The sequence below is a fragment of the Nonomuraea sp. NPDC050227 genome, from assembly GCF_044459705.1.
GTDB lineage: Bacteria > Actinomycetota > Actinomycetes > Streptosporangiales > Streptosporangiaceae > Nonomuraea.
This window is the reverse complement of the sequence record NZ_JBITJF010000013.1, coordinates 257022-269674: the sequence shown is the minus strand read 5'-3', so window position 1 is coordinate 269674 and position 12653 is coordinate 257022. Positions and strand designations below refer to the sequence as shown.

The window sequence follows — 12653 nt, the reverse complement described above, 5'->3', positions numbered from 1 at the left end:
GCGCGGCCCGCGGGCCGCGCCTTCCGCACGGGTCAGTGGCCGCCGGGCAGGGTCAGGCCGATCACCAGGGGGTCGTGGTCGGAGGAGCGGTAGGCGTCCGGCTGGTAGAGGCCGGGCGGGTTGAACTCGGTGTTGTAGTCGCGGATGCGCGGCTCGTCGGAGTTGATGTGCCAGATGGTGGTGCTGGTCACCCGCTTGAGCAGCTGCTTGCCGGCGAAGGCGTGGTCGAGCTCGCCGGCCAGGCCGTCGAACAGGTAGCTGTAGCGCTGCGCCTGCGGCACGAACCGCTTGGTGAGGCTGGTCAGGCCGCCGGCCTCCAGCGTGTCGATCGGGTCCTCCTCGCCGTAGGCGTTGAGGTCGCCGAGCACCAGCGGGTTGGGCAGGTCCTGGTCGCCGATGATGCCGAGCAGCGCCTGCGCCTGCTTGACGCGGGTGGGGTTCCAGCAGCTCTGGCCGTCGCCCTGGTCGGCGTCGGGGCCGTCGGCCGGGCAGCTGCCCTTGGACTTGAGGTGGTTGACGATCATGGTGAACGGCTGGCCGCCGCCCTTCCTGCGGAAGGTCTGGATCAGCGGCGGACGGCTGAAGACCGGGTCCTGGGAGGCTTTGGTCTCGCCGACCGGGGTGAGCTTGCCCGGCTTGTAGATCAGGCCGACCTGGATGAGGTCCGTGCCGGGGTGGGGGTGGCTGAGGGCCGCGTACGTGCCGGCGCCGACCTCGGCGTTGACGGCGTCCACGAGCGCCTGCAGCGCGGTCTGGCCGTTGTTCTCGACCTCCATGAGGGCGACCGCGTCGGCGTCCAGGCCCTTCAGCGCGGCCACCAGCTTGGCGAGCTGCCGCTGCTGCTCGTTGGCGTTGCTCGCGCCGCGCGAGCCGATGGTGGTGAACCAGTTGAGGGTGTTGAACGAGGCCACCTTCACGTTGCCCACCACCGGGAAGGGGCGCGGCGTGCGCGGGTTGGCGTCCAGGTAGGCGATCGGCTGGGTGGGCTGGAGGCGGTACTCGCCGAAGCCGTACCCGAGCACGCCGGTGACGCCGGCGGCCACGGTGCCCGCCCGCGTGACGGGCGGCAGCGTCGCCGGGTTCTCCCGGTTGGAGCCGTCGTCGATGAGCAGCGAGCGGCGCGTGTCGGCGGCGGGGTCCACGCCGGGCCGGTCGGTGGGCTGGTACAGCCGGCCGTGCGCCGACACCGTGACCTCGCCGAAGCGGCCCAGGTTGTAGTTGTCGTCCACGGTGAGCGGCTGCGGGAAGGTGAGCAGCATGTTCTCGACGGCCTCCAGGCCGTCCGCGGCCGGGGGCAGCGTGTACGGCTGCGCCGCCACGCTCCCGGTGCCGCAGACGTCCACGGCGGTGACCGGGGACAGCTCGGTCCAGCCGTTGAACTCGGTGGCCTTGCCGGTGACCAGGACGCGGTCGCCGGTCTTGACGTCCTTGACGGACTCGCGGGCGAAGACGAACAGGCCCTCGGAGGTCCTGGGGTCGGCGTCCGGCCGCGGGTCCTGGAGGAAGAAGCCGCTGAGCTGGTCGGTCCGCTGGAAGTCGCCGGTCACGATGCCTTCGACCCGTACGGTCTGGCCGGTCAGGGGGCCGGTGTCGCCGCTGCCCTGCACCTCGGCGACGCGGCGGTCGGCCGGGGTGTCACAGGGCGCCGCCGCCGTGTCGGCGAGGGCCGGGGTGGCGGTCAGGGCGCCCGCCACAAGGGCAGCGAGTGCTGCTCGGGATAAAACGCGCATGACCGGCACTTTAGAGGGATTATTGACCGCATATTTCCACACAAAAGTGGATAGAACATTAAATCATCGAACCTTGACATTGGCGGCACGCGGGTATGACCAGTGCATGGACTGGGTCACCTGCGCGTTTTCTGCTGCCTGCCCCGGAATCGCCCAACAGCCGTCCGGCCTGTGCCTGGCGCATCTGCCGGCCGAGGACCTGCCCGCCGTCCTCGCCCGGTTGTCCCCCGGCAGGCTGCTCGACCTCCGCGGCACCACCGTCAACGGCGACCTGCTGTCGCGGGTCCTGGAGGCGACGAGTTGCAGACCGGGCCGCGCCCGGCTCGACCGGGCCAGGTTCACCGGCGACGTCAGGCTGTCGGGCGTGACGTTCGCCGGGGACGTGTCGCTCGACGGAGCCAGGTTCGAGCGGCTCGCCTCCTTCTTCGGGGCCCGTTTCGAGGGCAACGTGTCGCTGGCGGCGGCCAGGTTCACGCGCGAGCTGTCCTTCCACGGCGTACGCGTCCGGGGGCACGTCTCGCTCGACCGGGCCGTGATGTCCCGCGACGCGCTGTTCGGCCAGGCCGTCTTCGAGCACGGGCTCTCCTGCGAGGGCGCCCGGTTCGACGGGTACGCCACCTTCGACGACGCCCGCCTGGGCACCGGCGCCACGTTCCGCGGGGCCAGGTTCGGCCGGACGCTCTCCTTCCGCAAGGTGCGCGGGCAGGCGGGGTTCGACTACGCCCACTTCGCCGGGGACGCCTACCTGTCGGCCTCCGGCAGGCTCTCGGCCGCGCGCGCCCGCGCCGACGGCCTGCTCGACGTGACGGTCGCGCGCTGCGGGGTGGACCTGCGGCGGGCCGAGGTCTTCGGGGCCGCCACCGTGCGGCTGACCGACTCCAGCGCCGACCTGGAGGGCGCCGTGCTGCACGGGCCCGCCTCGGTGACCGGCAAGGGCCTGTCGATGCTGAGCTCGCTGCGCCAGGTGGACGCCGCCAGCCTCACGCTGACCGGCCTCGACCTGTCGGGCTGCGGCTTCGCCGGGCTCACGCACCCGGCCGGGGTGCGGGTCAGGAACTGCACGTTCGCGCTCACGCCGCGCGGCGTGCGGGTCAGCCTGCGCCGTCCGATGCTGCGCTGGATCTCGCGGCGCAGCGCGCTGGCCGACGAGCACGCCCTGCGCGGCTGGGACGCCTCCGGCGGCTCGCCCACCACCCCCGACCTGCTGGCCGCCCTCTACGCCGAGCTGCGCGGCCGGATCGAGGACCGCGACACCTCGGCGGACTTCGCCTTCGCCGCCATGGAGATGCGCCGCCGGGCCGGTGAGCACTGGTGGCTGTCGCTGTCGTGGCTGCTGTGGGGGTACGGCATGCGGCTCGGACGCGCGGTGGCCTGGTGCACGCTGCTGGCGGCGCTGACCGCGGCGGCGGTGTTGTGGAGCTCCACCTCGCACGCGGCCCGCCAGGCGGTCCACCACAACCCGGTCCTCCACCAGTAGCCGGGCCGAGCCGTCCGCCCGCCGACGGGCGGGCGGGCGGAAATGCGGTGGCAGGCGGCGGACCGGGCTCGCTAGGGTCGCGCCGGTGAGTACCGATCCGCTGCCGCTGCTCTGGTTGACGGGCCCCACGGGCGCCGGGAAGTCCTCGGCCGGGTGGGAGATCTTCGACCGGCTGGGCCGCAGCGGCGTCAAGACGGCGTTCCTCGACGCCGACCAGATCGCCCTGTGCCATCCGGCGCCGGAGGGCGGCACGCATCGCCTGCGGGCGCGCAACCTGGCGGCCCTGTGGCCCGGGTTCCGGCGCGCGGGGATGCGCTGCCTGGTGCTGGCCGGGTTCGTGGACACGCCCGAGGAGGTCGGCGAGTACACCGCGCTGCTGCCCGGCGCGGCGTTCACCGTGTGCCGGTTGCGGGTGCCGCACGCGGAGCTGCGGGAGCGGTTCCTGGGGCGGGGCTGGCGTCCGGACCTGGTGGAGGCGGCCGTGGCCGAGGCCGTCGAGCAGGACCGCAGCCGGTACGCCGACCTGTGCGTGGACACCGGCGGCCGGACGGTGGCCGAGACGGCCCGGCTGGTGCTCGACCGGCTGGGCGGCTGGCCGCCGCCCGTCCCCGCCACCGAGCCGGCGCCCGCCCCGGCCGATCCGGGCGGGGGTGTCGGTTCCGGCGTGCCGGTTCCCCTGGTGTGGTTCTCGGGGGCGACGGCGGCGGGGAAGTCGACGGTCGGCTACGAGGTCTTCAGCCGCGTCCACCGGTTGGGCGTCCGGGCCGCCTACGTCGATCTGCGGCAGATCGCCGCGCTGCGCCCGTCCACCGAGGAGGAGAGCCGCCGGCTCAGGGCGCACGGCCTGGCCGCGCTGTGGGACGGGTACCGGGCGGCCGGGGCCGGATGCCTGGTCGTCTCCGGCGGAGCGGACTCCGACGAGACCGTCCGCGCCTGCACCACCCTGCTCCCCGGCCTGACCCCGACCGTGTTCCGGCTGCACGCCTCCCCCGCCACGCTGCTGGAACGCGTGCTGCTGCGCGGCCGGGGAGGCGGCCCGGCGATGCCCGGCGACGAGCTGCGGGGGCTCGGCCCGGACGCCCTGCGGGCCGTGGCCGGGCGGGCGGCGCGGGAGGCCGCCGCCCTCGACCGGGCGGGGGCGGGCGACGTGCGCCTGGACACCGACGGCCGGCCGCCGCAGGAGGTGGCCGCGCAGGTCATGGCCCATCTCCGGCTTCCGTCCTAGTGACTTTGCGCATTCACTCGATTACTTTGAGTGACGGGCCGCAGAGTGCGGCCGACAGTTTCGGAGGTGTCCCCCGTGCCCCGCATCGTCACCAAGATCAGCGCTGTGCTGGCGTCCGTCGTCCTGCTCGCCGCGGCGGGAGCCGTCCCGGCCCAGGCGGCCGGAGAGGCGTACTTCGAGTTCACCGACACCGACGGCCGGTCCCGGTTCGTCATGCAGCTCACCGACCCCGCCTCCATCCGGCACGCCCGCGACCTGTTGTCCGGCGCCACCGACGAGCGGCCGCACGTGCACGGCCGCATCGTCAAGCGGCCCGTCGCCTACAACGCCCGGTGGAGCTACCACCTGCAGCCCGAGACGATCAATTTCTTCGACATGGCCATCGAGGTCTGCGACGCGAGCATGACGTACGTGGAGGAGCACCTCGACGAGGCGGGCGGCGCGTTCCTGCCGGGCGGCCACTGGTGCCCGTGGAGCTCGCGCCTGACCCGCGAGCTCCCGGCCATGTAGGAGCCCGGCTCAGAGGGCGGCGGCCAGGTCGCCGATGACGGCGAAGTGCCGGGGCCAGCCGCCGCCCATGATCCGGCGGGAGAGCTGCTGGGTGGGGTCGTCGGGGTCGAAGCCCTCGTGGTCGAGGAACAGCCGGGTCCCCCGGCCCTCCGGCACCAGCCGCCAGGTGACCGTCCAGTCGGCCTGCTTGCGGTCGCTCCAGCTGATCCGCAGCAGCTTCTCCTCCTCGAACTCCAGCACCCGGCAGTGGACCGTGCCGTCGAACCCCACCGCCTTCCTGGGCTGGGTGGTGAAGGTGAACCGGTGGCCCACCTCCAGCCGGAAGTCGTTGGGCATCAGCCAGCGGGCCATCAGCTCGGGGTCGGTCAGCGCCCGCCACACCTTGGCCGGCGGGTGCTTGAGGAACTCGTCCAGCCTGATCGCGGTCCGGTCCTCAGCCATCCTCTTCCTCCATCTCGTCGAGCAGTGCGGACAGGCCGGTCAGCTTCTCGCGCCAGAACCTCTCGTACGGGGTGAGCCAGTCGCGGATCTCCATGAGCGGCTCGGCCTCCAGCTGGTAGTGCCGTTCGCGCCCCTTGCGGGCCTCGGCCACGAGCCCGGCGTCCTTGAGCACCTTGAGATGCTCCGAGACGCTGGGCCGGCTCATGTCGAAGCGCTCTGCCAGCCGTCCGGCGGGCTGGGGGCCCTCCTGGAGCAGCAGGCGCAGCAGTTCGCGCCGGGCCGGGCTGGCCAGCGCGGTGAAGACGTGGTCGGCGGTCATGCCTGGCTGACCACGAACCCGTTGCCGAAGGGGTCCTGGAAGAGGAGCTGGCGTCCCCACGCCTGCTCGCTCGGCCCCTCGAAGGCGACGTCGTGCGCGGCGAGCCGGGCGGCCAGCGCGTCGAGGTCGGGCGCGGCCACCACGAGTCCGCCGACGGGGGCCATGTCGGGGAACCAGGAGGCCAGCAGGAGCGTGGTCGCCGCACCCTTGGGGGCGACGGTGAGCCAGCGGCCCATGGGGAACGGGTTGTCGGTGCGCACCTCGAAGTCGAGCACGCCGGTGTAGAAGTCGAGCGCCCGTGCCTGGTCGGCGACGGGCACGGTGACGGTGAGGATCCCGGAAATCAGCATGTCGGACACTATACGTAGGATTTTTCCGACATATCAAGTCGCGGCGTGAAATATCGGGGACTTCCCTGATAGGCCATCGGCGGCTCACTCCGTAAACTGGGATCATGCGGATCGACGACTACGTGGCCGACCTCGATCGCGCGCTCTCCGGCCCGTCCGGCGCGAAGCGCGACCTGGTCGTCGAGGCCCGCGACAGCCTGTCCGACACCGCCGACGCCCTGGAGGCCGACGGCCTCGACCGCGCCGAGGCCGAGCGGCTGGCGGTCGCCGAGTTCGGCCCAGTCACCGAGATCGCCCCCGGCTACCAGAGCGAGCTGACCGCCGTGGCCGGGCGGCGGCTGGGCCTGCTGCTGTTCATCAGCGTCCCGCTGACCGCGCTCATGTGGTCGATGGTGTGGCGCACCTACCCCGCCGACCCGGCGCTGTGGGTGGGCCGTCCGGCCTGGTACCACCTGATCTCGAAGCTGCTCGACATCTGCCAGCTCGCCACCGGCCTGTACGGCGGCCTCGCCCTGCTGGCGCTGGGCCGGGGCGCGCGCTGGATCCGCCGTCCGCACCTGGTGACCAGGTCGCTGGGCATCGTCGTGTGGGGCATGCTGCCGCTCGGTGGCGCCATGAGCCTCGTGCTGTCCTACAGCCCGCCCGGGCCGGGCACGATGACCGGCTACCTGCCCGCGTTCCTGGCGAACCTGGTCACGACCGCGTTCTGGGGTCTGCAGATCTACGGCGCCACGCGCTGCCTGCGGGTCAGCCGCACCCGCCGACCCACCGCCGCCCCGTCAGCCTGAGGCCCGCGCGTCGGCCCGTACGTCGGCCCGGGTGTCGGCCTGGAGCACGCCGCCGATCACGCTGGTGAACTCCCGCCAGGCCGACCGCTCCCCTTCTAGCTGCTTCCTGCCCGGGTCGGTCAGCCGGTACGTGCGCCGCTTGCGCCCGCCCACCGTGGCCCACTCGCTGGCCAGGTAGCCGACCCGCTCCAGCCGCCGCAGCGCCGGATAGACGGTGCCGGTGGGCACGCTCAGCGCGCCCCCGCTGCGCTCCTGGAGCGCCTCGATGATCGCGTAGCCGTGCAGCGGCTCCCGCTCCAGCACCGAGAGCAGCAACGCGTCCATGTGCCCGCGCAGCGCGTCTGGATTCATGCTCCTGATCCTAGACAACCGTTCGCCATGTAGCCAGTCTACATGTAGGCTGCCTATATGTAGGTAGACACAACAACGGAGTCGATCGAATGGACGTACTCGAACTCGCCCGCACGCAGTTCGCCGTGACGGGAAGCCTGCACTTCCTGTTCGTCGTGCTCACGCTCGGGCTGGCGCCGGTCGTGGCGCTCATGCACACCCGCCACGTGCTCTCCGGCAGCGCGCTGCACGGCGGCATGACGCGGTTCTGGGGGCAGATCTACGTCATCAACTACGCCCTGGGCATCGTCACCGGCCTGGTGATGGAGTTCCAGTTCGGGCTGTCGTGGAGCGGGCTGTCCCACTACGCCGGAGACGTGTTCGGCGCGCCGCTGGCCATGGAGACGCTGGTGGCCTTCTTCCTGGAGTCCACGTTCCTGGGTCTGTGGATCTTCGGGTGGGGGCGGCTGCCCAAGTGGCTGCACCTGGCCTGCATCTGGCTGGTGACGCTGACCGCGTACGCCAGCGCGTTCTTCATCATGGTCGCCAACTCCTTCCTGCAGAACCCGGCCGGCTCGGTGGTCAGGAACGGCCGGCTGGAGCTGGTCGACTTCGGCGCCCTGCTCACCAACAAGACGCTGGTCTTCTCCTTCCCCCACGTCATCGGCGCGGGGCTGCTGACCGGCGGCCTGGTGCTGGCCGGGGCCAGCGCGTACCAGCTGCGGCGGCGCACCCGCGAGACGCTGTTCTTCACCAAGTCGCTGCGCACGGGGGTCGGCGTGGCGGCGGTCGGTGCCTTCCTGGCCCTGGGCTTCGGGTACGCGCAGTTCGGCGGCGTCCAGGAGGGCAAGTTCGACGGCGACGCGGGCGCCGGGGTGCCGCTCGGGCTCATGATCGAGATCGGCCAGCTCCTGGCGTTCGTGCTGCTGTTCGTGCTCCTGCCGCTCATCTACTGGCTGCCGCGCTGGCGGTGGACGCACCTCGTGCTGATCGTGATGACCCCGGTGCCGTTCGCGCTGGCCATCCTGGGCTGGATGGCGAGGGAGATCGGCCGCCAGCCGTGGATGGTCTGGCACAAGCTCACCGTGGCCGACGCCCTGACGCCCGGCCTGACCTCGGGCATGGTCACGGCCTCGCTGATCGGGTTCGCCGGCGTGCTGGGGCTGCTGGCGGTCGTCGACTACGTCCTCATCGCCCGGGTCGTCCGGCGCGGCCCGCGCGACCTCGACCTCGGGGCGGTCCCGGCCGGCGCCGAGCCCGCCCCGGCGCTGAGCTACTAGGAGTGCTGACATGGAAGTGATCTGGTTCCTGTTCTTCGCGGTGCTGCTGGCCGGGTACTTCGCCCTGGAGGGCTTCGACCTCGGCGTCGGCCTGCTGCTGCCGGTGCTGGGCAGGACGCGCGGCAACCGCGACCGCATGGTGGCCGCGATGGCGCCGTTCGTGCTGGCCAACGAGGTGTGGCTGGTGGCGGTGGCCGGGACGCTGTTCGGGGTGTACCCACGCCTGGAGGGCGAGGTGCTGTTCGGGCTGTACCCGCTGGTGGTGGCCATGCTGCTGAGCTGGATCGTGCGCGACGCCGGGCTGTGGTTCCGGCGGCGGCTGGACGGCGCGAGGTGGCGCGGCTTCTGGGACGCGATGATCGCGTTCGGGTCGCTGGGGTTGTCCTTCGGGTGGGGCATGGCGCTGCACGCCGCCGCGACCGGGTTCGCCTCCTCGCCGGTGAATCCGGTCGGGGTGCTGCTGGGCGTGCTGGTGACGCTGCTGTTCGCCTTCCACGGGTGGACGTTCCTGGCCTGGCGGGAGCCGGGAGCGTTCGGGGCCGTGCGGTCGGGGCGGGCGCTGCTGCTGTCCGGGCTGGTGGCAGCGCTGCCCGCGATCGGCCTGCTGGCGGGGGCCATGCCGTACTTGCTGGAGCACAGCGCGCCGGCGACTACGTTGAATGTGCTCAGTGTCATGGCGTTGCCGTTCGCGCCGATCATGCTGGGCGCGCAAGTATGGGTATGGCGGACTTTCCGGCCAGGTAAGGGCGCCATCCCGCTCCCCTCGTTCTTCTGAAGGCCACGTGCATAAGGATCTTCTGCGGCTCATGCGGGCCGAGCGCTCGGTGCGCCGCCACCTGACCGTCACCATGGTCGCGGCCGTGCTCGCCGGGCTGCTCGTGCTCGCGCAGGCCGAGCTGCTGGCCGGCGTGCTGTCGGGCCGCTTCACCGCCGCCGCGCTGGGGGCGCTCGCCGCCGTCGTGGGCGTCCGGGCGCTGCTGGCCTGGACGCAGGGCGTCTTCGCCGGGCGCACCGCGACGGGCGTGAAGTCCGCGCTGCGCCACCGGCTGCTGGCCCGCCTGGGCGAGCTGGGGCCGTCCAGGCTGACCGGTCACCGGTCGGGCGAGCTGGTCACGCTGACCGGCCGCGGCCTGGACGGCCTCGACGCCTACCTGACCGGCTACCTGCCCTCGATCGCGGTGGCGGCCGTGGTGCCGGTGGCCGTGCTGGTCCGGCTGTTCGCCGCCGACCTGGGCAGCGCGGTGATCGTCCTGGTGACGCTGCCGCTGATCCCCGTCTTCGGCGCGCTGGTGGGCATGACGACCAAGGCCGTCACCGAGCGGCAGTTCCACGCCCTGTCGCGGCTCGGCGGGCATTTCCTCGACGTGGTGCGCGGGCTGCCCACGCTGCGCGCCTTCGGGCGGGCCCGCTACCAGGCCACGGTCATCCGGCAGGTCGCCGACGCCCACCGCAGCGCGACCATGCGCACCTTGCGGGTGGCGTTCCTGTCGTCGCTGGTGCTGGAGCTGTGCGCGTCGCTGTCGCTGGCGCTGGTGGCGGTGCCGATCGGGCTGCGGCTGCTCGGCGGCTCGCTGGACCTGACGACGGCGCTGCTGGTGCTGCTGCTGGCGCCGGAGGCGTACCTGCCGCTGAGGGCCATGGGGACCCGGTTCCACGCCTCCATGGAGGGGGTGGCCGCCGCCGACGCGGCCTTCGCCGTCCTGGACGAGGCCGCCGGCGACCCGTCCGGCCCGGCCCGCCCGTACGACGGGCAGGGCGCGCCGGAGATCCGCCTGGAGAACGTGACCGTCCGCTACCCCGGCAGGGACGAGCCCGCCCTGGAGAACGTGACGCTCACCATCGCGCCCGGCGAGCGGGTGGCGCTGGTCGGCGAGAGCGGCGGCGGCAAGAGCACCCTGCTCCACCTGGTCCTGGGCTTCCTGCGCCCGTCCGAGGGACGCGTCCTGGTCGACGGCGCCGACCTGCGCGAGCTGGACCTGGACAGCTGGCGGGCGGCCCTGGCGTACGTGCCGCAGCGGCCCCACCTGTTCACCACCTCCGTGGCCGACAACATCCGGCTGGGCGCGCCCGGCGCCACCCTGGAGGAGGTCCGGCGGGCGGCCGCCGCCGCGCACGCCGACTTCGTGGACGGCCTGCCCCAGGGTTTCGACACCGTGGTCGGCGAGCGCGGCGCGAACCTGTCGGCCGGCCAGCGGCAGCGCGTGGCGCTGGCCCGCGGCTTCTGCCGCCCGGACGCCACGGCGCTGCTGCTCGACGAGCCCACCGCCCGCCTCGACGGCCGCAGCGAGGCAGCCGTCGTGGCCGCCACCGCGCAGCTGGCGCGGGGGCGCACCGCCGTCATCGTCGCCCACCGGCCCGCGATGATCGACCTCGCCGACCGGATCGTGCGGGTGCACGAGGGCCGCGTCGTCTCCGACACCACCCGCGACCGGCCGCCGGCCCACCCGGACGGCGACGGTCACCGGGAACCGCAGAGCGCGGTCTCCCTTCCCGAGGGGAGCGCGCGATGAACCGGCGCATGGGCACCCGCCTGGCCTGGGCCGTGCTGGCCGGGGCGGCCGCCGACCTGGCCGGGCTGGGGCTGATCGCGGCCGCCGCCTGGCTGATCACCAGGGCCGCGCAGCAGCCGTCCCTGGCCGCGCTGAGCGTGGCCATCGTGGCGACCAGGGCGTTCGCGACCGGCAAGGGCGTCTTCCGCTACGCCGAACGGCTCACCGGCCACGACGTGGCCCTGCGCGCCCAGGCCGGCACCCGCGAGCGGCTCTACCAGGCGCTCGTCCCGCCCCAGCGTCCCCGCCACGGCGGCGCCGACCTGCTCAGCCGCATGGTGGACGACACCGAGGCCGTCCAGGACCTGCTGGTCCGCGCGCTGCTCCCGGCCGCCGCGGCGCTGCTGACCGGGCTGGCCGCGGTCGCCATCGGGCTGTTCGTGCTGCCGCTGACCGCGCTGGTGCTGGTGGCCGGGCTCGTGGTGGCGGGCGTCCTGCTGCCGGCCGCGACCGCCGCCGCCGCGCGCCGCTGGTCGGCCCGGATCGCGCCGGCCAGGGCCGCGCTGGCGGCCCGCGTGGCCGACCTCGTGCACGGCTCGGCCGACCTGGCCGCCTACGGCGCGGGCGAGCGGGCGCTGTCCGGCGCGCTGGCCGCCGACGAGGCGCTGGCCGCGCTGGAGCGCCGGCAGTCGCGCGTGCACGCCGCCGCCCTGGCGGTCGGGACGCTGGCCCAGGGCCTGACGGTGGCGGCCATCGTGCTGCTCGCCCAGGGGGCGGGCGCCGGCTCCGTCGCGACGGCGGTGCTCGCGCTGACCGCGCTGGTGTCGTTCGAGCCGGTGCTGCCGCTGGCGGCGGCGGGCGAGCGGATGGCCGGGATCACCGCAGCGATCCGGCGGCTGCGCGAGGTCCGCGCCGCCGCGCCGGCCGTCACCGAGCCGGCCGCGCCCGCGCCCGTGCCGTCGGCTCCGCTGACGGTCGAGGTCGACGACCTCGTCGTCCGCCACCCCGACGCCGCGCGCCCCGCACTCGACGGCGTCTCCCTGCGCCTGACCCCGGGCCGCCGGGTGGCGATCGTGGGCCCGAGCGGGGCGGGCAAGAGCACGCTGCTGGCCGCGCTGATGCGCCTGGTCGAGCCCGAGTCGGGAAGCGTGCGCGTCAATGGGACCGACCTGCGCGACCTGTCCGGCGACGACGTCCGCACGCTGATGACCGGCCTCACCCAGGACCCGTACATCTTCCGCACCACCCTGCGCGACAACCTGCGCCTGGCCGGGCCGGACGCCGGCGACGAGCGGCTGACGGCGGCCGTGCGGGAGGCCAGGCTCGGCCCGTGGGTCGAGCGCACCGGCTGGGACGCCGAGCTCGGCGAGGACGGCAGGACCGTCTCCGGCGGCCAGCTCCAGCGCCTGGCCCTGGCCAGGGCGCTGCTGTACGACCCGCCCGTGCTGCTGCTGGACGAGCCCGCCGAGGCGCTCGACGAGGAGACCGCCGACCGCCTGATGGCCGACCTGCTGGACGTCATCCGCGACCGCACCACCGTGCTGGTGACCCATCGGCTCAAGGGCCTGGAGTCGGTGGACGAGGTCGTGGTGCTCGATGAGGGCCGCGTCGTCCAGCGCGGACGGCACGACGAGCTGGTGGCGGCGCCCGGGTACTACCGCGACCTGTGGGAGTCCGAGGCGCTGACCCGGCGGTAGCCGTTCCTCTTGCCCTC

The 12653-nt window shown here is 73.6% G+C and carries 13 protein-coding genes; 8 read left to right on the top strand and 5 right to left on the bottom strand.

The window, feature by feature from the left end:
* Positions 1–32: 32 nt before the first annotated feature.
* Complete coding sequence (locus ACIBK9_RS41030; RefSeq protein WP_397164286.1) at positions 33–1730, bottom strand: ExeM/NucH family extracellular endonuclease; 1698 nt, start codon at positions 1728–1730, stop codon at positions 33–35.
* A gap of 106 nt (positions 1731–1836) precedes the next feature.
* Between ACIBK9_RS41030 and ACIBK9_RS41025 the strand changes: the two genes are divergently transcribed.
* From ACIBK9_RS41025 to ACIBK9_RS41015, 3 genes are all read left to right on the top strand, one after another.
* Complete coding sequence (locus tag ACIBK9_RS41025; RefSeq protein WP_397164285.1) at positions 1837–3207, top strand: pentapeptide repeat-containing protein; 1371 nt, start codon at positions 1837–1839, stop codon at positions 3205–3207.
* Between the two features lie 85 nt (positions 3208–3292).
* Complete coding sequence (locus ACIBK9_RS41020) at positions 3293–4432, top strand: hypothetical protein (protein WP_397164284.1); 1140 nt, start codon at positions 3293–3295, stop codon at positions 4430–4432.
* A gap of 75 nt (positions 4433–4507) precedes the next feature.
* Positions 4508–4942: a calmodulin-binding protein gene (locus ACIBK9_RS41015; RefSeq protein WP_397164283.1), complete on the top strand. Its 435-nt coding sequence runs from the start codon at positions 4508–4510 to the stop codon at positions 4940–4942.
* Between the two features lie 9 nt (positions 4943–4951).
* Here ACIBK9_RS41015 and ACIBK9_RS41010 read toward each other — a convergent pair whose 3' ends face one another.
* From ACIBK9_RS41010 to ACIBK9_RS41000, 3 genes are read right to left on the bottom strand one after another with little or no spacing between them, the layout of a single operon-like run.
* The gene (locus ACIBK9_RS41010) at positions 4952–5383 is read right to left on the bottom strand and encodes an SRPBCC domain-containing protein (protein WP_397164282.1); all 432 of its coding nucleotides are present in this window, start codon (positions 5381–5383) and stop codon (positions 4952–4954) included.
* Entirely contained in the window at positions 5376–5702 is a 327-nt protein-coding gene (locus ACIBK9_RS41005; RefSeq protein ID WP_358293072.1) for a metalloregulator ArsR/SmtB family transcription factor, read from the bottom strand. Before ACIBK9_RS41005 ends, ACIBK9_RS41010 begins: the two co-directional genes overlap by 8 nt.
* Positions 5699–6052, bottom strand: a complete 354-nt coding sequence (locus ACIBK9_RS41000) for a VOC family protein (RefSeq protein WP_387669864.1) — start codon at positions 6050–6052, stop codon at positions 5699–5701. The genes ACIBK9_RS41005 and ACIBK9_RS41000 overlap by 4 nt, the downstream gene beginning before the upstream one ends.
* Before the next feature lie 104 nt (positions 6053–6156).
* On the opposite strand from ACIBK9_RS41000, the gene ACIBK9_RS40995 reads away from it, so the two are divergent.
* Entirely contained in the window at positions 6157–6840 is a 684-nt protein-coding gene (locus ACIBK9_RS40995) for a permease prefix domain 1-containing protein (protein WP_397164281.1), read from the top strand.
* On the opposite strand, the gene ACIBK9_RS40990 is transcribed toward ACIBK9_RS40995, so the two are convergent.
* Entirely contained in the window at positions 6832–7191 is a 360-nt protein-coding gene (locus ACIBK9_RS40990) for a helix-turn-helix transcriptional regulator (protein WP_397164280.1), read from the bottom strand. The two genes, ACIBK9_RS40995 and ACIBK9_RS40990, sit on opposite strands and share 9 nt — an antisense overlap.
* 89 nt (positions 7192–7280) lie before the next feature.
* Between ACIBK9_RS40990 and ACIBK9_RS40985 the strand changes: the two genes are divergently transcribed.
* From ACIBK9_RS40985 to cydC, 4 genes are read left to right on the top strand one after another with little or no spacing between them, the layout of a single operon-like run.
* Positions 7281–8450, top strand: a complete 1170-nt coding sequence (locus ACIBK9_RS40985) for a cytochrome ubiquinol oxidase subunit I (RefSeq protein WP_387669868.1) — start codon at positions 7281–7283, stop codon at positions 8448–8450.
* 10 nt (positions 8451–8460) lie between these two features.
* A complete protein-coding gene (locus ACIBK9_RS40980; RefSeq protein ID WP_397164279.1) occupies positions 8461–9225 on the top strand; it encodes a cytochrome d ubiquinol oxidase subunit II in 765 nt (254 codons plus the stop codon).
* A gap of 7 nt (positions 9226–9232) precedes the next feature.
* The gene (gene cydD, locus ACIBK9_RS40975; RefSeq protein WP_397164278.1) at positions 9233–10960 is read left to right on the top strand and encodes a thiol reductant ABC exporter subunit CydD; all 1728 of its coding nucleotides are present in this window, start codon (positions 9233–9235) and stop codon (positions 10958–10960) included.
* Positions 10957–12636 (top strand): thiol reductant ABC exporter subunit CydC, encoded by a 1680-nt coding sequence (gene cydC / locus ACIBK9_RS40970; protein WP_397164277.1) that lies wholly within the window; start codon positions 10957–10959, stop codon positions 12634–12636. Before cydD ends, cydC begins: the two co-directional genes overlap by 4 nt.
* Positions 12637–12653 lie beyond the last annotated feature (17 nt).